The following is a 17,892-nucleotide window of genomic DNA, read 5'->3' as shown; positions in this document are numbered from 1 at the left end:
TGGTCAATTCTGGTGAACCCTCAAGCCCGGGCTCATGTCGCTACAGAAGGTACCCACAAGCATCAGGAGACAGCGTGAGCGAGATCCGCAAAGGTATGTCTGGTTGGCCCGACAACACCCTGCCAACCCCGCGCTGCATCATCGACAAGGTCACCGCCGTGCACCGCCTGACCGTGCTCACCCTCAACGTGCACAAGGGCTTCACCCTGTTCAACCGGCGCTTCATCCTGCCCGAGCTGCGCGAAGCGGTGCGCGCCACCGGCGCCGACCTGGTGTTCCTGCAGGAGGTACACGGCAGCCACCAGCAGCACGCCCGCCACCACCCCGGCTGGCCCGAGGCGCCGCAGTACGAATTTCTTGCCGACAGCATGTGGCCGCAGTTCGCCTATGGCCGCAACGCCGTGTACCCGCACGGCGACCACGGCAACGCGTTGTTGTCCAAATTCCCCATCGCCGCCTACGACAACCGCGATGTGTCGATCCACGGCAACGAACAACGCGGCCTGCTGCACTGCCGGCTGGAAGTGCCCGGCCACGAGCAGGTGCATGCGGTGTGCGTGCACCTGGGCCTGCGCGAGGCCCACCGGCAACGCCAGGTGCGCTTGCTGCTGGAACTGCTCGACAGCCTGCCGGCGGATGCCCCGGTGATCGTCGCCGGCGACTTCAACGACTGGCGCCTGAAAGCCGATGCGGTGCTCGGTGAGCGCCTGCTGGAGGCTTTCGGCAGCCCGGCTCGCAGCTTCCCGGCGCGCCTGCCGCTGCTGCGCCTGGACCGCATCTACCTGCGCAACGCCCGGGCCAGCAGCGCCCAGGTGTTGTCCAGTTACCCCTGGTCGCACTTGTCCGACCATGTGCCCCTGGTGGCGGAGGTGTCCCTGTGAAACCCGACTGGCAAGGCGGCAACCAGGTGCAGTTGCTGATCAACGGCGAGCAGTACTACCCGCGGGTATTCGAGGCCATGGCCCAGGCCCGCGAAGAGATCTTGCTGGAAACCTTCATCATCTACGACGACAAGGTCGGTGAACGCCTGCGCCAGGTACTGGTAGACGCCGCCCGCCGTGGCGTGCGAGTGGAGGTGGCGGTGGACGGTTACGGCAGCGCCGCACTGCCGCAGGCTTACCTCGCCTCGCTCACCGAGGCCGGCGTGCGCTTTCATGCCTTCGACCCGCAACCCTTGGTGGCTGGCATGCGTACCAACCTGTTCCGCCGCCTGCACCGCAAGGTCGTGGTGATCGACGCAGAATGTGCATTCATCGGCGGCATCAACTACAGCGCCGACCACCTGGGCGACTTCGGCCCCCAGGCCAAACAGGACTATGCCGTCGAGGTACGCGGGCCGGTGGTGGCTCAGGTGCATGCCGCAAGCCGGCGCTTGATGGCGCAGGTGCTGGACGGCCCCAGCCAGGTGCAGGCGCCCGGCACCCGGGTCGGCAGTGCCGAAGCCGCGTGGGTGGAGCGCGACAACCGCCGGCACCGCACCGACATCGAGGTGCAGTACCTGCAAGCGTTCCGTCAGGCGCGCCAGCGCATCGTGGTGGCCAATGCCTACTTCTTCCCCGGCTACCGCCTGCTGCGCGAGTTGCGCAATGCCGCCCGGCGCGGCGTGCAGGTGACGCTGATTCTGCAGGGCCAGCCCGACATGCGCTGGGTCCGCACGCTGTCGCGGTTGCTCTACAACTACCTGCTGCGCGACCAGGTGCGCATTTACGAGTACTGCCAGCGACCGCTGCACGGCAAGGTGGCGCTGGTGGACGACAGCTGGGCGACGGTGGGCTCGAGCAACCTCGACCCGCTGAGCCTGTCGTTCAACCTGGAAGCCAACCTGCTGATCCGCGACCGAGCGTTCAACCAGTTGCTGCACGAGCACTTGAGCGAGCTGGCCGCACAGCACTGCAAGGCCGTCACCCTGGAGCGGATGGTCCGCGGTTACTGGTGGCGTGCACCGCTGATCTTCCTGGGTTTCCATATCACCCGCTACTTCCCGCGCATCGCCGGCTGGTTCCCGGCCCACCGCCAGCGTCTTACCTCAGTGCAACCGCAAGTCCAGGCCCAGGCCGACTGCCATGGGGGCAACAGCTGATGGCCAGGCCGAGCTGGCAAACCTGGGGCAAGCGCCTGCTGACGCTGCTGTTCATCGTGCTGGTACCGGCGCTGTTGTTCATGCTGGCGCGCAACCTGGACTGGAACGAAGTGCGCCAGTCGCTGCTGGCCTACAAGCCATCCACGCTGGTGATCGGCCTGCTGCTGGCTTTGGCCAGCTACCTGGTGTTCGCCAGCTACGACCTGCTGGCCCGGGCCTACACCGGCCATCGCCTGCCGGCGCGTCAGGTGCTGCCGGTGGCGTTCGTCTGCTACGCCTTCAACCTCAACTTCACCACCTGGGTGGGCGGTGTGGCCCTGCGCTACCGGCTGTACAGCCGCCTGGGCCTGGACACCGCCACCATCACCCGCATTCTCACCCTGGGCCTGTTGACCAACTGGATGGGCTACCTGTTGCTGGCCGGGAGTGTGTTCGCCCTGGGCTACGTCAAGTTGCCCGACAGCTGGAGCCTGGGCGCCAGCGGGTTACGCCTGGTCGGCGTGTTGATGGTGTTGGTGGCTTTGGCCTATCTGCTGGCCTGCGGCTTTGCCAAAAAGCGTACCTGGCAGCTACGCGGCCATGAACTCACCCTGCCCTCGCTGCGCCTGGCGCTGTGCCAGGTGGCGTTGGGCGCCAGCAACTGGGCGCTGATGGCGGCATTGATCCACTGGTTGCTGCCGGGCGATCTGGCCTACCCGCAAACCCTGGGCGTGCTGTTGATCAGTTGCGTGGCGGGCGTGGTAGCGCACATCCCTGCCGGGCTTGGCGTGCTGGAAACGGTATTCCTCGCCCTGCTGCACGGCCAGCTTGGCCAGGGCAGCCTGGTGGCGGCGCTGTTGGGCTACCGCACGCTGTATTACCTGATCCCGCTGGTACTGGCGGTGATCACCTACCTGGTGCTGGAGCAACGCGCCCGGCACCTGCGCAAACCGCAACGGCAAGGAGGTTGACCATGCCCCGTGGCGACAAAGGCAAATACACCAACAAGCAAAAGCGCAAGGCCGAGCATATCGAGCAAAGCTACGAGGCCAAGGGGGTGCCCAAGGGCGAAGCCGAAGCGCGGGCCTGGGCCACGGTGAACAAGCAATCCGGCGGCGGTGAGCGCAGTGGCGGCTCGGGGCAGCAGAAAAGCCCGGCGGACAAGGCCAGGTCGAGGTCGTCGTCGGCAAGGCAAGCGGTGGCGAGCAAGCATGGCGAGTTGCGCCCAGAGCAGCGGCTGGAGGACATGACCAAGGCCGAGCTGCTGGGCCTGGCGCGCAAGCGGGAGATTGCCGGGCGTTCGAGCATGCGCAAGCAGGCGTTGATCGAGGCGCTGCGCTGAAAGCCAACACGCAGGTGTTGCTGTAGCTGGCACCGGCTGCGCCGGTGTTCGCGGCTGAAGCCGCTCCCACAGGGATCACACCACCATCAGGCTTGTGCATTTCCTGTAGGAGCCGGCTTGCCGGCGATAGGGCCCACACAGGTACACCGTAAAATTCAGGATCCCCACAATCCTGTGGGAGCGGGTTCACCCGCGAAGCAGACGACGCGGTGGTTGGCACCGGCTGTGCCGGTGATCGCGGGCAAGCCCGCTCCTACAGGTCAGGGCTTTTGCCCTTCCTCATCAACCACCTGGTCGGCCCACGGCTCACCGTCCAGCGGCGCCGAACGGGCCAGCTCCGCCTCGTCCAGGCCAATGCCGCCGCCGATCTCGTCGGCATCCACATGGCGCAGGCTTTTGTCCGCAGGGCCACCAGCGCCGCCCGGCTCGTCCGGGTCGCGGGCGCCGGTTTCGTCGAACAGGGTGTCGGGGCTCAGGTCATCCAGGGTGACGTTGTCCTCGTGCAGGCTGTCGCTCAAGGCTTCGCCGCCGGTCATGCCGCTTTCGGCCACGCGCCGGGCGGGGTACTCCTCGACCACTTCGCGGGCCGGGCGCTCGTCACCGATGCGGCCCTGGCGCTCGTCGCGGCGTGCGCTGAAATCCAGCTCGTGCACGCTGCCCATGCGGTCCTCGGTGTCATCGATCTCGGTCGGGGTTCTTGGCTCGTCTGGCTGCGCCATGGCGGTTCTCCATCAAGGGGGTTCATGTGGTCGACTGCCGGCGCAGGGCAATGATTCAGAGTTTTTCGCCGCCCAGCTTTTTTGAACTCTGCCCGCCCCCGCTGCCTCCCAATTCAAGGCACACACGGGAGCCGGTCATGGCCAAGCCGCTTGAGGATTACCTGCGCAAACGCGACTTCAACGCCACCCCCGAACCTGCCGGCAAGCGCAGCCGGGCGGGTGCCGCCCATGCCTTGCAGTTCTGCATCCAGAAGCATGACGCCAGCCACCTGCACTACGACTTTCGCCTCGAGCTGGACGGCACCCTGAAAAGCTGGGCGATCCCCAAGGGCCCGTCGCTGGACCCCAAGGTGCGCCGCCTGGCGGTGCATGTGGAGGACCACCCGCTGGACTATGCAAACTTCGAGGGCCATATCCCCGAGGGCCATTACGGCGCCGGCGATGTAATCGTGTGGGACCGCGGCATCTGGGAGCCCGAAGGCGACCCGCATGCCGCCTATCTGAAGGGCAAGCTGCGCTTTCGCCTGCAGGGCGAAAAGCTCAGTGGTATCTGGAACCTGTTCCGCACCCACCTGGCCGGCAAGAAGGAGCAGTGGATGCTGGTCAAGTCCAACGATGGCCAGGCGCGCAGCGAGGCCGACTACAGCATCCTCGAGGCGCGCCCGGAAAGCGTGCTCAGTGAGCGCACCCTGGTGCCGCGCAAAACCGCCAAACCCGCCACACCTCGGCGCAGGGCCAGCAAGGCCGCCCTGCCCGCGCGGCTCGAACCGCAACTGGCCACCCTGGTGGACTCGGCCCCCGGCGGCGACTGGCGCTACGAGGTCAAGTTCGACGGTTACCGCATCCTGGCCCGCATCGACGGCGCCGATGTGCGCCTGTTCACCCGCAACGGCCATGACTGGAGCGCAAAAATGCCGCGCCAGCTGGCTGCGCTCAAGGCCCTGGGCCTGGGCTCGGCGTGGCTGGACGGCGAAATGGTGGTGCTTGGCGATAACGGCGTGGCCGACTTCCAGGCCCTGCAGAACGCCTTCGACAACGAGCAGGACCAGCGCATCGTCTACTACCTGTTCGACCTGCCCTGCCTCGGCGGCAAAGACCTACGGGCCCTGCCCCTGGAAGACCGCCGCCAGGCCCTGGAGCAACTGCTTGCGCACCACGACGGCGAGCTGCTGCGGTTTTCCGAGGCCTTCGACCAACCGGTGGACGCCCTGCTTGCCAGCGCCTGCCGGCTGGGGCTCGAAGGGCTGATCGGCAAGCGCCTGGGCAGCGTCTACAGCGGCCGGCGCAGCGCTGACTGGGTCAAGCTCAAGTGCAAGCAGCGCCAGGAGTTCGTGATCGTCGGCTACACCGAGCCCAAGGGCAGCCGCAACGCCTTCGGCGCCCTGCTGCTGGCCCTGCATGACCCCGACACCGGCCAGCTGCGTTATGCCGGCAAGGTCGGCACGGGTTTCAGCGCCACCACCCTGGGCAGCATCCACGCCCGGCTCAAGCCCCTGCACTGCAGCAAGCCGCAACTGGCCAACCCGCCCACCGGCAGCGAAGCCCGTGGCGTGCATTGGCTCAAGCCGCAGCTGCTGGCCGAAGTGGCCTATGCGCAAATGACCCGCGAAGGCGTGGTGCGCCATTCGGTATTCCATGGCCTGCGCGATGACAAACCCGCCACTGCCATCGACCTGGAGCGTGCCATGCCAGCCAGGCAAGCCGATAAGCCCTTGGGCAACCTTCGCCTGACCCACCCGGACCGGGTGATCGACGCTACCAGTGGTACCACCAAACGCCAGGTGGCCGAGTACTACGCCCAGGTAGCGCAACACCTGCTACCGCATTTGAAAAAACGCCCGGTTGCCCTGGTGCGCGCGCCGGACGGCCTGGCTGGCGAGCTGTTTTTCCAGAAAAACGCCGGGCAGTTGCACATCCCAGGCGTGGTCACCTACACCAAGGCCCAGGCCGGCCAGGCGACGATGCTGTTGAACCAGGCGCAAAGCCTGCTGGGTGCGGTGCAGATGAACATGCTCGAGCTGCACACCTGGAACGCCACCGACAAGGACTTCGAGCGCCCGGACCGCTTCATCCTCGACCTTGACCCGGACCCGGCACTGCCCTGGAAGGCCATGCTCGAAGCCACCCAGCTCACTCTCACCCTGCTCGACGAACTGGGCCTGCAGGTATTCCTCAAAACCAGCGGCGGCAAGGGCATGCACCTGGTGGTGCCGCTGACCCGGCGTGCCAGCTGGGATGAGGTGAAAGCCTTCAGCCAGGCCATCGTGCAGCACCTGGCCGGGCTATTCCCCGACCGCCTGAGCGCGGTATCTGGGCCGAAGAACCGGGTCGGGCGGATCTTCATCGACTACCTGCGCAACGCCAAGGGCGCCACCACCGTGGCCGCCTATTCACTGCGCGCCCGCGACGGCCTGCCGGTGTCGGTGCCTATCTGGCGCGAGGAACTGGGCCAGCTCAAGGGCGCCAACCAGTGGCATATCGGCAACCTGCACGAGCGCCTGGGCGAGGTGGATGACCCCTGGGCGGCGATGGGCAAGGTGCGCCAGTCGATCACCGCGCGCATGCGCAAGCAACTGGGGCCAGGCCAATGAGCATTGTCCAGGAATTCGACCTGTCGCACCTCGACCGCCTGCTGCGGCGCTTCGCCAGCCCCCCGCAAGCGCTGAACCTGGATACCCGCCTGCCGGAGCTGTTGCAGGCGATGCAGGCCGACCACCTCGACCTACTGCCGCTGCCTGGCCAGGGCCACACCCTGCAGCGCTGGCAGACCCTGGCCCGGGTCGCCGGCTGCGACCTGGCCCTGGCCAAGCTGTACGAAGGCCACACCGACGCCCTGGCGATACTCGCCGAGTGCGGCGCCGCCCACCACGCTGGCGACGGCCTGTGGGGCGTGTGGGCGGCCGAGCCCCCCGATGCACGGGTGCAAGTGGTGGCGCGTGAGGGCGAGCGGGTGCGCCTGCAAGGCCGCAAGGCCTGGTGTTCCGGCGCGCTGCAAATCGACCGCGCGCTGGTTACCGCCTGGGAAGGCGACCAGCAGCAACTGGTGGCCATCGAGCTGTCGCACCCCAGCCAGCGCATCCAGGCCGACCATTGGCAGGCAGTGGGCATGGCCACCACCTGCAGTGTCGAAATCGAATTCGACAACAGCGACGGCCTGGCCATCGGCAGCCCCGGCCAATACCTGGCGCGCCCGGGCTTCTGGCACGGCGGCGCGGGCATTGCCGCCTGCTGGTACGGCGCCGCCGAGGCGCTGGCCGACTACCTGCGCGAACACTGCCGCAAGCCCCGGCCCGACCCGCACGCCGATGCCCACCTGGGCGCGGTGGACGCTGCGCTTTACGGCGCCCGGGCGGCGCTGCGCGAATGCGCCGGGTGGATCGACCGCAACCCCAGTGCCGATGCCAGCTTCGAGGTGCGCCGCACCCGTGCCCAGGTGGAGCATGCCGTCGAGCAGGTGATGCAGCACGTCGGTCACGCATTAGGCGCCACGCCGTATTGCCGCAGCGGCCACTTCGCCCGGCTGGCCGCCGACCTGCCGGTGTACCTGCGCCAGAGCCACGCCGAGCGCGACCTGGCCGAACTTGGCCGGCAATCTTCCACCCTGCCTGCGGGGGGCTGGCAACTATGAACGACAACCTGATCAACGCCAGCCAGGGCACGCCATGGAGCGCCTGGCAGCACTCGGCGCACCTGGCCCGCGCCACCTGGCTGAACCCTGAACAGCTGTGCCCGCCGGGCCGGCGCCTGGTGCTGGTGGCCCCGCACCCGGACGACGAGGTGCTCATGGCTGGCGGCCTGCTGGCCGTTTTTCACGGTCGCGAGCAGGACCTGGTGCTGATCAGCGCCACCGACGGCGAAGGCAGCCACCCGGGCTCGGCCAGCTGGAGCGAGCACCGCCTGCGCCGCCAGCGCCCGCTGGAGAGCCGCCACGCCCTGCAGCAGCTCGACCTGGACCTGACCCGTCTGGACTGGCGCCGGCTCAACCTCAAGGACGGCGGCCTGCCCCGGGACGAGGCCTTTTTGCTCAACCACCTCAACCAGCTGTTGCAGCCCGAGGACTTGCTGCTGTGCACCTGGCGCGACGATGGCCATTGCGACCACGAGGCGGTCGGCCGCGCCTGCGCCCAAGCGGCTTTGACGCGCAAGGCGCAATTGGCCGAAGCGCCGGTATGGGCCTGGCACTGGGCCGAGCCCGACGACCCGCGCCTGCCCTGGCCCCGCGCCCACCGCGTGCAGCTCGATGAAACGCGTCTGGCGCGCAAGCGAGCGGCGCTGGCCGCGTACACCAGCCAGTTGCAAGCCGACGGCGAACGCCCGCCGGTGCTGCCGGCCCGCCTGCAGGAATGCCTGCTGCAACCCTTCGAACTGTTGTTTTTGTAAATGGAGCCGCCCATGAGCCTCGATGCACGCTACTTCGCCGACCTGTACGCGGGCAGTGACGACCCCTGGGCCTTCCGTACCCGCTGGTACGAACGGCGCAAGCGCGAGCTGGTGCTGGCCGCCCTGCCGCGCCAGTGCTACGCCCGGGTGTTCGAGCCGGCCTGTGGCAACGGCGAGCTCAGCGCGCTGCTGGCCGAGCGGTGCGCCAACCTGCTGTGCCAGGACATCGACGCCACCGCCGTGGCCCTGGCCCGTCAACGGCTGGCCGGCATTTCCCACGCCAGCGTTGAGCAGGCACACCTGCCAGGTGATTGGCCGGGCGGCCAGTTCGACCTGATCGTGCTCAGTGAAATCGGCTATTACCTGGCCCCGACCGACTGGCTGCAGGTGATCGAGCAAGCGGTGCACAGCCTCAGCTACGACGGTGGCCTGCTGGCTTGTCACTGGCGCCACCCCATAGCCGGCTGCCCGCAGGACGGTCGCGAGGTGCATGCGCTGCTGGCTGATCGGTTGGCGCTGTACCCGCAGTTGCGCCATGAAGAAGCCGACTTCGTGCTGGAATATTGGTCATGCCAGCCCAGCGTGGTCGACCTGGACGAGACCTGCCCATGATCGCCGTGGTGATCCCTGCGCACAACGAAGCCCGGCGCCTGGGGCAATGCCTCAAGGCGGTCAAGGCGGCGGCCCAGGTGGCCCAGGCTACCGGCCTTGCGGTCGAGGTCGTGGTGGTGCTCGACCGTTGCCACGACGCCAGTGCCGCCATTGCCCGCCGCCACGGCGTGCACACTCTGGAACTCGAGGCCGGCAATGTCGGCATCGCCCGGCGCGCAGGCTCAGCCTGGATGCTCGAGCGCGGTGCTTGCTGGCTGGCGTTCACTGATGCCGACAGCCAGGTGCCGGCGCACTGGCTGGTGTCGCAGCTGCAATGGCAGGCCGATGCGGTGTGCGGCACGGTGCATATCGAGCGTTGGCAGCCCTGGCAAAACGCGGCGCTGCGCAAGCTTTACCGCAGCCGCTACCACGCCGACGAGGGCCACCGGCATATCCACGGCGCCAACCTGGGCGTGTGTGCCCAGGCTTACGCCAAGGTTGGCGGGTTTCAGCCGCTGCCGGCCCATGAGGATGTGCAATTGGTGTTGGCCCTGGAGGCCAGCGGTGCGCAGATCGTGTGGACCGCCCGGCACAGCGTGGCCACCAGCAGCCGAGCCGACAGCCGGGCAACAGAAGGATTCGGCGATTACCTGCGCGACTTGCTGACCAGCCACTAACCCCGGTAACTAACCCCTGTAGGAGATCACCCAGCCCTCGGGCTGCGCGGTCGCGCAGAGAACTAGTCTCGCAGATGTACTGCGGCCCTTGTGGGAAGCGGCCTTGTGTCGCGATGGGCTGCGCAGCAGCCCCTGCAATTTTGCATGAGGCTGAGGCCTTGGGGCCGCTTCGCGCCCCATCGCGACACAAGGCCGCTCCCACAGAGACCGTGTTAAATCAATGAGTTGTAGTTTGTTCTACGAGAGCCGGCCTGCCGGCTCCTACAGGTTCAGCGCAAGCCTGAATGTCACGACGCCTTGCGCGGCTTCTTGGCTGGCTTCTTGCCGCCAAGGCTGCGCTTGAGCAGCTCGGTGAGGTCGAGAATGTCCGCGCCCTTGCCTGCTTCGGCGCCCTCGGCTTTGGCCACCGTGGCGACCTTGCCCTTGCTGGCCTTCTCTTCCACCAAATCCATGATGGTCTGGCGAAAGGCGTCGTGGTACTCGTCCGGCGCCCAGGGCCCGCTCATGTCCTCCACCAGGCGCCTGGCCATGTCCAGCTCGCGCTTGTCGACCTTGGCAGCGGTGACGCTGTTGTCCAACTCGAGGCTTTCGATGCCGCGCACTTCATCCGGCCAGCGCAAGGTAATCAATACCAGCGCATCTTCCAGCGGGCGCAGCAGCGCCAGGTGCTGGCGGGTGTGCAGCACCACGGTGGCCAGGGCAACCTTGCCGGTCTTCTCCAGAGTTTCGCGCAGCAAGGCGTACACCTTGCCACCGCGCTTGTCGGGGGTTAAATAGTACGGGGTGTCGAACTGCTGCAGCGGAATCTCTCCGGCCTCGACGAACGAGAAAATATCGATGGTCTGGGTGGCCTCGGGGCGGGCCTTGCGGATCTCCTCCTCGCCGATCACCACGTAGCGGCCTTTCTCCAGCGCCACGCCCTTGACGATATTGTCCTTGTCGATGTCCTTGCCGGTGACCTTGTTCACCCGCTTGTAGCCCACCGGCTCCATGCTGCGCTTGTCGAGCCAGTCGAAGTCGATGCGCTCGCTGCGCACTGCAGTATTGAGCGACACGGGGATATGCACGAGGCCGAAGCTGATCGCGCCCTTCCAGATGGCCCGGGCCATGCCTGGTACCTCCTATGCATCGAACGGGTGGCCGGGCTCGCTGTAGCGCCAGGCGCCGCAACGTTCGCAGCACTGGCATTGCAACCCGGCAATTTCACCGATAGGCATGGCGCGCCATTGGCAACCACGCAGCAGGCAGACAAGTTTCATCAGCCACCTCCTTGGCCCTGCGAAAACGGGGCACTTACTGTGAATGACTGCGCAGCGCCATGAAGGTTTGATCGGCTTGCCCCTACGGCAGCGGGTTGCCGCCGGTCACGCCGAACACTTCACCGGTGATGTAGCTCGATTCCTGGCTGGCCAGCAGCACGTACAGCGGCGCGCATTCGGCCGGCTGGCCGGGGCGTTTCATCGGCGTTTGCGCACCGAACTCGGGGATCTTCTCCGGCGGCTGGCCGCCGCTGGGTTGCAGCACGGTCCAGATCGGCCCCGGGGCCACCGCATTGACCCGGATGCCGCGCTCGATCACCTGCTTGGCCAGGGCCTTGGTGAAGGCGACGATGGCGGCCTTGGTGGTGGCGTAGTCGAGCAAGGTGGCCGAGGGCTGGTACGACTGGATCGAGGCAGTGTTGATGATGGTCGCCCCGGCCGGCATCAGCGGCACTGCGGCCTGGCACAGCCAGAACAATGCGTAGACGTTGGTCTTCAGGGTGTGGTCGAACTGCGCGTGAGTGATCTGGCCGATGTCCTTGCGCGCCTCCTGCTTGCCGGCGACGTTGACCAGAATGTCCAGGCCGCCGAGTTGTTCGTGTGCCTGGTCGACCAGCTCGCTGCAAAAGCGCGGGTCCTTGAGGTCGCCGGGAATGGCCACCGCCTTGCGCCCTTCGGCCTTGATCAATGCCACCACTTCGCGGGCGTCGGCTTCTTCGGTGGGCAGGTAGTTGAGCGCGATATCGGCGCCCTCGCGGGCGAAGGCGATGGCCGTGGCCCGGCCAATGCCGGAGTCGGCGCCGGTAATCAGCGCACGGCGGCCTGCCAGGCGGCCGAAGCCCTTGTAGGTGTGCTCGCCATGGTCGGGCTTGGGCCGCATTTCAGCATCCAGGCCTGGGGCGGCCTGGCCCTGCGCGGGGAACGGCGGGTGCGGGTACTGGGTGAGTGGGTTCTGCAGGGTGAACTGGTCCTTTGGTTTAGCGGGCATTGGGAATACTCCTGTTCAGGTTGTGCAACTCTGTGGGCGCGGCGATGCGCCGCTATCGCGGGGCAAGCCCGCTCCCACGGCGTCAGGCTTCGGCCATGACCTTGGCAATGACCTCGCTCATGGCTTGGCGTGGGTCCTGGCCCTGGTCGCGGGCCAGCGCCAATGCAGCCAATTGCCGATCGGCACTGGTGCCTTCGCGCAGCACCTGCGCGGCATGGCTGAAGGCCCGCTCGGCATCGGCGGTGTCGGGGGGCAGTTGCGCCTGCAACTGGGCCAGCCAGCCTGCGGCACTGACCGGTTGCTGGTCGTGCACGCCGATGTAGGTGCCATGGCGCCCATGGCGACAGGCGCGCCAGTAGTTCTCCTGGGTGAGCCAGCGCAGCTCGCGGCTGACCGGCATGCCGCCATGCCGGCGTTGAACCAGCTGCTCAACGAGATGGCGAAACAACCCGGCAATGGCCAGCCCGTCCTCCAGCCGCGGGCAGCCATCGCAGATGCGCAGCTCCACGGTGGGCAAGCGCATCGACGGGCGGATCGCCCACCAGAACGCACCGTCTTCGGCCAGGGCGCCGGTGCGTTGCAACAACGCCCGGTAGCGCTGGTATGCGCCCCAGTCGGCCAGCGGCTCGGGCAGACCCATGTGCGGCCACTCGCCACACACCACCCGGCGGTAACTCATGTAGCCGGTGGCCTCGCCGCCCCACAAGGGCGAGGAGGTGCTGAGCACCAGCAGCAGCGGCAGCCAGTACAACAGGCGGTTGATCAGTTGCATGCGGTCGCAGCCTGGCGGTACGCCCACATGCACGTGCAGGCCATTGAGGAGGCTGCGCCGCGCCACCAGTTGGTAATCGTCGAACACCTGGCGGTAATGCGCGGTTTGCCGGGCATGCTGGCGCAGCCACTGAGCACTGGGGTGGCTGGCGGCGCAGTAAAGCCCGGCGCCCTCCTCGGCGAGTGCCTGGTTCAGGCGCTGGCGGCTTTCGCTGAAAAAACCTCGGGCCTGGTGCAGGTTGGCGAACACTGGCGAGGCAATTTCGATCTGGCTGCGGAACATTTCTTCGGCCAGGCAGTTGCCCAGCACTTCGCAGCAACGCCGGTCGATGGCCGCCGAGGGCGTGGCCAGCACCCGGCCGCTGGCCAGGTCGACCAGCAGGTACTCCTCCTCGATGCCGAAGGTGCAGGCGTCAGCCATTGCGGGTAACGGTCAGGGCGACGGCGGCGATGCGCTCCACCTGTTCGTAGCCAGGTTCGAGCAGTTGCTCGCCGAACACGTCCGGGTCCACCTCCTTGTAGCTCCAGCTGAACGCCGGCCCGGCCAGGCGCAGGCGGATGGCCTCGAGCAGCGCGTCACGGCCCTCGACCATGGCCACTCCGCTGTAAAGCAACAAGGTACCGCCGGGGGCCAGGCGCTCGCGGGCCTGCTCGACGATGCGCAGCGACAGCTCGGCGCCCAGGCTGCCGCCGCCGTGACGGTAGGCGCGCCGGCCGGCATCGAGCATGTACGGCGGGTTGGCGACGATCAAATCGAAGGTTCCGCTAAGCCCGTCGAGCAGGTCGCTGGGCTCCACCGACAAATTGGCTACCCCGGCCAGGGCGGCATTGATGGCGGTAAAGCGTAAGGCCTGCGGGTTGATGTCCACGGCGCTGACCTGCGCGTGCTGGGCGGCGCGGGCAATCAGCAAGGCACCGACGCCGCTGCCGCAGCCAATGTCGACCGCGTGCTGCACGCGCTTGGGGCTGCGTTGCAGGTGGTCGTGGATCACCTGGGCGAAGCGGTAGCTGTCGGGGCCGAAGAACACCGCGTCCTGGCTGTCGGTGGGCCAGGCAGAGTGCACCAGCAACAGGTCGTCCAGGCTCGACCAGCGTACCGTGCTGCGCAGTAACTGGCCGTCGGCCTGCAGCACGCCTGCGGTGTGCAGTTGCTGCAACTCGTCGGCACTGATCAGCTCGGGCGGGAACGGCCGGCTCCAGCCGAACACATCGCGCAGGTTGCCGGCGCGCCGAGCCTGGTGCCTGGCATTGACCCGGGCATGGGTGGCCGGGGTCACGCAGGTGAAGCGGTAGCCGTCGTCGCGTAGGCGCCGCCCCAGTTGCAACAAGGCCGCATCGGCCTCGGCCTGGTTGTGGTCGAGCAGCATCAGCAGGGCCCTCCCTGGGCAAGGCCGGTGGCTCGCGCGTAGGCCCGGGTGGCACGCAAGCCTTGCGGTTCGGCATGGTGGTTGCCGGCCATGGCGCCAATCAGGCCGGTGATATCGGTTTCGGGCAGCGCAGGTTCGGCCTCGGCGGCGAACGCCAGCTCGTTCTCCCATTGCCCCGGCAGCACTCGGCGCACCGGGTCGCCTTGCCAGTCGCCGGCGATCCAGTCGTGCCAGAGCTGTTTTTCGTAGGCGCTGAACACGCCGAACATCGCCGCCGTCGGGCCCTCGAGCAGGCCCCAGAAGCGGCTTAGACGTGGGGCCTGGTTGCGCACGACCCAGCCGCTGCCCTGCAACGCCTTGAGGAACGCGGGCATGCCACCGGGCGCGGCCAGCCACTGGTTTACGGTGCGGCCTTGCAGGCGGCAGCGGTCGGCGTGCATGAACTGGCCGAACACGCGCTTGCGCTCCAGGGCCGCTAGCAGTTCGCCTTCGAGGTCGAAGCTGGCGATCAGCGTTGGTGTATCCATGCCCAGGTCGTTCAGGCGGTAGCCGTTGCGTACCCGGCGGTAGAACGCAGCGCTGCCCTGCAGTTGCGCGAAGGCCTCCAGCGAGCGCCGGGCGTGGCCGCTGGCGGCGTTGTCGATGGTGACGTGGAGCTGGAAGTAATGGGCATCGATGCCCAGTTCGGCCAGTTCGTGGGTGGTGATCAGCAGGTGCAGTGGCGGTTGCTCATAGCCCAGGTTGTAGCCGATGACCTCGGGTAGCAAGGCGTCGTCTGCCTGGCCCAGGGCCAGTTGCACGGTGCCTTGCAGGTAACTTGCGTCTGCCAGTGGCAGGCCTTGCAGGCAGCCCAGACGGCTGAGCAGGCGCTGGTAGATCAGCACGTGGTTGCTACGCGGGTCGCCGTCGCCGAGCTCTTCGAGGTAGGTGCGGATCAGGCCGTGATAACGCGGGTCGCGCCAGTGGCGCAAGGTGCCATGTAGCCAGGCGCCGTCAACGGCCTTGGTGGGGGTTACCTGCTGCAGAAACCACAGCGCCTGGGCGCGGTTGGCGAAATAGCGCCGTGGCGCGCCCAGGCGGCGTTGTTCGAGGTAGTGCTGGTGGGCCTGGGCGACCTTGGCGGCATTTGCCGCGGCCCAGGCAGGTAACTGGCCGGGCTCATCAGGCAGGTCGTCGTTCAACTGCGCGGCTTGGTGCAGCTGCTCGCCCAGCCAGGCCTGGGTATCGCCTGGGCGGCCGTCGAGCAATGCCTGGTAGCGCGTTTGCAGCGCTTTCTCGGCGACGTCGTTGCGGCTGATCACGGTCATGCCGGGCCCCTCGCTTTATGGGTTCTGCGGCTTGGGTTGTGGCGCTGACTGGGTGGCGGGTGTGTCGGGTTGCTGCATTTGCAGCGAGGGTTTGCTGGGGTCGGCGTCTTTGGCTGGGTGGTCGTTGTCGCGATCGAAACATCCGCCGAGCAGGCTCAAGCTGCCGAGCAGGCATAGCAATGGGGTGATGCGCATGGTTTGCCTCCTGCGCGGTGCCAGGCGGGCCCGGCACCGCATGGGCTCACTTACGAGCGACCGCCCTTGCGGCCGGACTCGGTGGAGGGGCGCTGGCTGCTGCCGGGGCTTTGCTGGCCACCTTTGCGGCCGGCCTCGGAGGCTTTTTCGCGGTCGTTGGCGAAGTTACCAGGGTTTTTCGAACTGCCCTGGTTGCCCATATTGCTGTTCTCTTTGTTGGCCATGGTCTTCAAACCTCGATTGGCTTTGGGGATGCACGGTTAGGGTCCGTACATGGGTTGGGAGTGCGGGGGGCGGGAGGGATTCGGTTTTTTGCGGAGTGGGCGGACCGGTGGCGCTAAAGGTGGGGGGTGGGGGGTATTTGGGCTCCGGGTTTTAGGGTGATTGCTTTGGGAGATGTATGCGCATTCATTGACGATAAGCGCTTTTCGTCACCTTTCCGCCCTTACGGCGGGTTACTTTGGTCGCGGCTCGGCGCCCCCGGCCAAAGTAACCAAAGCCGCCCTGCTCCCATCATCAGCCCCGCCCGCGGCGGGGTTCCCTCGCTCCGGGCTTGCTCCGGAGGTACGCGCCGACGGGCCGTCCCTGGCCCGATCGGCGCTCGACCGGCATCCATGCCGGTCGCCCTCCTACGCAATCCCTGCGCTCGGCCTCCTGAAGTCGCGATTTGTGTTGTCTGAACTACCGCGCGCTTAGAAGCAAGATCAACAGCCAGATCAACAGCCAGATCAAGAGCTGGGATGTTGGTTTTATTGTTATTGATGTGTTGTTTGTTCTGACGCCATCGCGGGGCAAGCCCGCTCCCACGTTAGATATTTGTACGCAGTTCCAACGTGGGAGCGGGCTTGCCCCGCGATTCAATCCTGAGTTCCCACGGTGGCAACTAGCGACCGAGCTGCGTACTGATAGGCGCCGCCCCTAACTTCGCGACTTCAGGAGGCCGAACACAGGGATTGCGTAGGGGGGCGACCGGCATGGATGCCGGTCGAGCGCCGATCGGGCCAGGGACGGCCCGTCGGCGCGTCCCCCCGGAGCAAGCCCGGAGTGAGGGAACCCCGCCGCGGGCGGGGCTGATGAATGGAGCGAGCATTTTTTGCTTACTTTTTGATGCTTCAAAAAGTGAGCCGCCGTAAGGGCGGAAAGGTGAATAAGCGTCACTACAAATAATGAATGCGCATACAACTTTCAAAACCAACTCAAACCAACTCAAACCGAATCAAATCAACAGGCCAAAAAATTAACGCCCACGCCTCAACGTCTCGCTAGGCAACTCCCGAAACAACTGCCGATAACTTTCAGAAAACCGCCCCAAATGCCAAAACGACCAACGCATCGCCACTTCCGCCACAGTCACCTCCCCCGCCCCACGCAATAAATCCCGCCGCGCCCCGTTCAACCTGCGCAACCGCAGCCAATGCGCCGGCGGCAGGTTGGTGAACCCCTTGAACGCCTGTTGCAGTTGCCGCACCGAAACCCCGGCCACCCGGGCCAGTTCCACTAGGTTCAAGGTTTCATCCGGGCAATCGGCGGCCCACTCGCTGACCCGGCGCATGATCGCCCGCTCCTCGTCACGCCGCTCCCGCGCCTCCCCCTGCAAGCGCTGGCCGGCGTTGTCCAGTATGAACAGGCAATCCTCCAGCAGTTGCTCGGCCAGCGCCCGGCCCTCCAGCGGGCAATCGGCCTGCCCCAGGCGGGTCAGGGTGGCGCTCAGCCAGTTACCGAACAGCGCGTTCTGCTGGCAGGTCAAAGGCACCATGAACAGGCCGCGCAGGCGCTCGACATCCAGCCCGTGGCTGGCCAGGAACGGCTGCTCGAACACCACTGCCACCTCCTGGTAGTTCTCCGGGGTGATCCAGATGTTGCGGCTGTCTTCGTTGAGCAGGTACAGGCTGTTCTCGCTGCGGTCGAAGCAGAACGCCAAGGCCCCGCTGGGCGCACGGAAGAACTGCTCTACCCGGGTGTTCAGGCGCTCTTCGTACACCTCCACACCCTCCAGCGACAGCCAGCGCAACTGGCCGTTGAAATGCCCGGGGGACATCTGCCGGTACTGCTGCTGCCAGCCAGGGGTGGCGCGGATTTGCTCGGTCACATCGGTGGTGCGCAAGTCCTGAACCTGCAAGGCGATGGGCGTTGTCACACGCTGTCCTATTGCACTCTTTTGGTGCATTGATCTGCGAAGAAAGTGGATAGATCGCCCCGCAGGGCTGCGCCCAAGATAGTCCTCAGCGTCACCCGTG

19 protein-coding genes are annotated in these 17,892 nt (G+C 66.6%); 9 read left to right on the top strand and 10 right to left on the bottom strand.

The features are described from left to right. Positions 1-95: 95 nt before the first annotated feature. Genes KSS94_RS13770 through KSS94_RS13755 form a run of 4 tightly spaced genes read left to right on the top strand, consistent with a single transcriptional unit; the run spans position 96 to position 3,401 of the window. Complete coding sequence (locus KSS94_RS13770) at positions 96-881, top strand: endonuclease/exonuclease/phosphatase family protein (RefSeq protein ID WP_217843592.1); 786 nt, start codon at positions 96-98, stop codon at positions 879-881. After that, positions 878-2,080: a cardiolipin synthase ClsB gene (gene clsB / locus KSS94_RS13765; RefSeq protein WP_217838662.1), complete on the top strand. Its 1,203-nt coding sequence runs from the start codon at positions 878-880 to the stop codon at positions 2,078-2,080. Before KSS94_RS13770 ends, clsB begins: the two co-directional genes overlap by 4 nt. Continuing rightward, positions 2,080-3,030 (top strand): lysylphosphatidylglycerol synthase domain-containing protein, encoded by a 951-nt coding sequence (locus KSS94_RS13760; protein ID WP_217838661.1) that lies wholly within the window; start codon positions 2,080-2,082, stop codon positions 3,028-3,030. The genes clsB and KSS94_RS13760 overlap by 1 nt, the downstream gene beginning before the upstream one ends. Positions 3,031-3,032: 2 nt before the next feature. Then, complete coding sequence (locus tag KSS94_RS13755) at positions 3,033-3,401, top strand: Rho termination factor N-terminal domain-containing protein (RefSeq protein WP_217838660.1); 369 nt, start codon at positions 3,033-3,035, stop codon at positions 3,399-3,401. A 260-nt stretch (positions 3,402-3,661) separates the two neighbouring features. Here KSS94_RS13755 and KSS94_RS13750 read toward each other — a convergent pair whose 3' ends face one another. After that, positions 3,662-4,120 carry a phosphotransferase system, HPr-related protein gene (locus KSS94_RS13750; RefSeq protein ID WP_217838659.1) on the bottom strand — a complete coding sequence of 153 codons (459 nt, stop codon included), beginning with the start codon at positions 4,118-4,120 and terminating at the stop codon, positions 3,662-3,664. Between the two features lie 137 nt (positions 4,121-4,257). On the opposite strand from KSS94_RS13750, the gene ligD reads away from it, so the two are divergent. From ligD to KSS94_RS13725, 5 genes are read left to right on the top strand one after another with little or no spacing between them, the layout of a single operon-like run. Next, on the top strand, positions 4,258-6,711 hold the full coding sequence (ligD, locus tag KSS94_RS13745; RefSeq protein WP_217838658.1) for a DNA ligase D: 2,454 nt from the start codon (positions 4,258-4,260) through the stop codon (positions 6,709-6,711). Continuing rightward, complete coding sequence (locus KSS94_RS13740) at positions 6,708-7,748, top strand: acyl-CoA dehydrogenase family protein (RefSeq protein WP_217838657.1); 1,041 nt, start codon at positions 6,708-6,710, stop codon at positions 7,746-7,748. Before ligD ends, KSS94_RS13740 begins: the two co-directional genes overlap by 4 nt. Then, positions 7,745-8,500: a PIG-L deacetylase family protein gene (locus tag KSS94_RS13735; protein WP_217838656.1), complete on the top strand. Its 756-nt coding sequence runs from the start codon at positions 7,745-7,747 to the stop codon at positions 8,498-8,500. Before KSS94_RS13740 ends, KSS94_RS13735 begins: the two co-directional genes overlap by 4 nt. Positions 8,501-8,512: 12 nt before the next feature. Beyond that, positions 8,513-9,112, top strand: coding sequence for a class I SAM-dependent methyltransferase (locus KSS94_RS13730; RefSeq protein ID WP_217838655.1), 600 nt, complete (start codon positions 8,513-8,515; stop codon positions 9,110-9,112). Next, a complete protein-coding gene (locus KSS94_RS13725; RefSeq protein ID WP_217838654.1) occupies positions 9,109-9,768 on the top strand; it encodes a glycosyltransferase in 660 nt (219 codons plus the stop codon). Before KSS94_RS13730 ends, KSS94_RS13725 begins: the two co-directional genes overlap by 4 nt. Positions 9,769-10,055: 287 nt before the next feature. Here KSS94_RS13725 and ku read toward each other — a convergent pair whose 3' ends face one another. The 9 genes from ku to KSS94_RS13680 form a co-directional block, all read right to left on the bottom strand. Then, positions 10,056-10,877: a non-homologous end joining protein Ku gene (gene ku / locus KSS94_RS13720; protein WP_217838653.1), complete on the bottom strand. Its 822-nt coding sequence runs from the start codon at positions 10,875-10,877 to the stop codon at positions 10,056-10,058. 12 nt (positions 10,878-10,889) lie between these two features. Next, the gene (locus tag KSS94_RS13715; RefSeq protein ID WP_217838652.1) at positions 10,890-11,027 is read right to left on the bottom strand and encodes a PSPA7_2676 family Cys-rich small protein; all 138 of its coding nucleotides are present in this window, start codon (positions 11,025-11,027) and stop codon (positions 10,890-10,892) included. An 82-nt stretch (positions 11,028-11,109) separates the two neighbouring features. Next, positions 11,110-12,015, bottom strand: a complete 906-nt coding sequence (locus tag KSS94_RS13710) for an SDR family oxidoreductase (protein WP_217838651.1) — start codon at positions 12,013-12,015, stop codon at positions 11,110-11,112. An 82-nt stretch (positions 12,016-12,097) separates the two neighbouring features. Then, the gene (locus KSS94_RS13705; RefSeq protein ID WP_217838650.1) at positions 12,098-13,207 is read right to left on the bottom strand and encodes a carboxylate-amine ligase; all 1,110 of its coding nucleotides are present in this window, start codon (positions 13,205-13,207) and stop codon (positions 12,098-12,100) included. Further along, on the bottom strand, positions 13,200-14,153 hold the full coding sequence (locus KSS94_RS13700; protein WP_217838649.1) for a methyltransferase: 954 nt from the start codon (positions 14,151-14,153) through the stop codon (positions 13,200-13,202). The genes KSS94_RS13705 and KSS94_RS13700 overlap by 8 nt, the downstream gene beginning before the upstream one ends. Beyond that, complete coding sequence (locus KSS94_RS13695; RefSeq protein WP_217838648.1) at positions 14,153-15,460, bottom strand: iron-containing redox enzyme family protein; 1,308 nt, start codon at positions 15,458-15,460, stop codon at positions 14,153-14,155. The genes KSS94_RS13700 and KSS94_RS13695 overlap by 1 nt, the downstream gene beginning before the upstream one ends. Before the next feature lie 15 nt (positions 15,461-15,475). Then, positions 15,476-15,655 carry a hypothetical protein gene (locus tag KSS94_RS13690; RefSeq protein WP_217838647.1) on the bottom strand — a complete coding sequence of 60 codons (180 nt, stop codon included), beginning with the start codon at positions 15,653-15,655 and terminating at the stop codon, positions 15,476-15,478. Between the two features lie 50 nt (positions 15,656-15,705). Next, positions 15,706-15,879: a con-10 family general stress protein gene (locus tag KSS94_RS13685; protein WP_217838646.1), complete on the bottom strand. Its 174-nt coding sequence runs from the start codon at positions 15,877-15,879 to the stop codon at positions 15,706-15,708. A gap of 1,013 nt (positions 15,880-16,892) precedes the next feature. Next, entirely contained in the window at positions 16,893-17,792 is a 900-nt protein-coding gene (locus KSS94_RS13680; protein WP_217838645.1) for a helix-turn-helix domain-containing protein, read from the bottom strand. Positions 17,793-17,892 lie beyond the last annotated feature (100 nt).

The sequence above is a fragment of the Pseudomonas fakonensis genome, from assembly GCF_019139895.1.
GTDB classification, from domain to species: Bacteria; Pseudomonadota; Gammaproteobacteria; order Pseudomonadales; family Pseudomonadaceae; genus Aquipseudomonas; species Aquipseudomonas fakonensis.
Note: the sequence above shows the minus strand (reverse complement) of the source record. Positions and strands in the feature narration are given on the sequence as shown.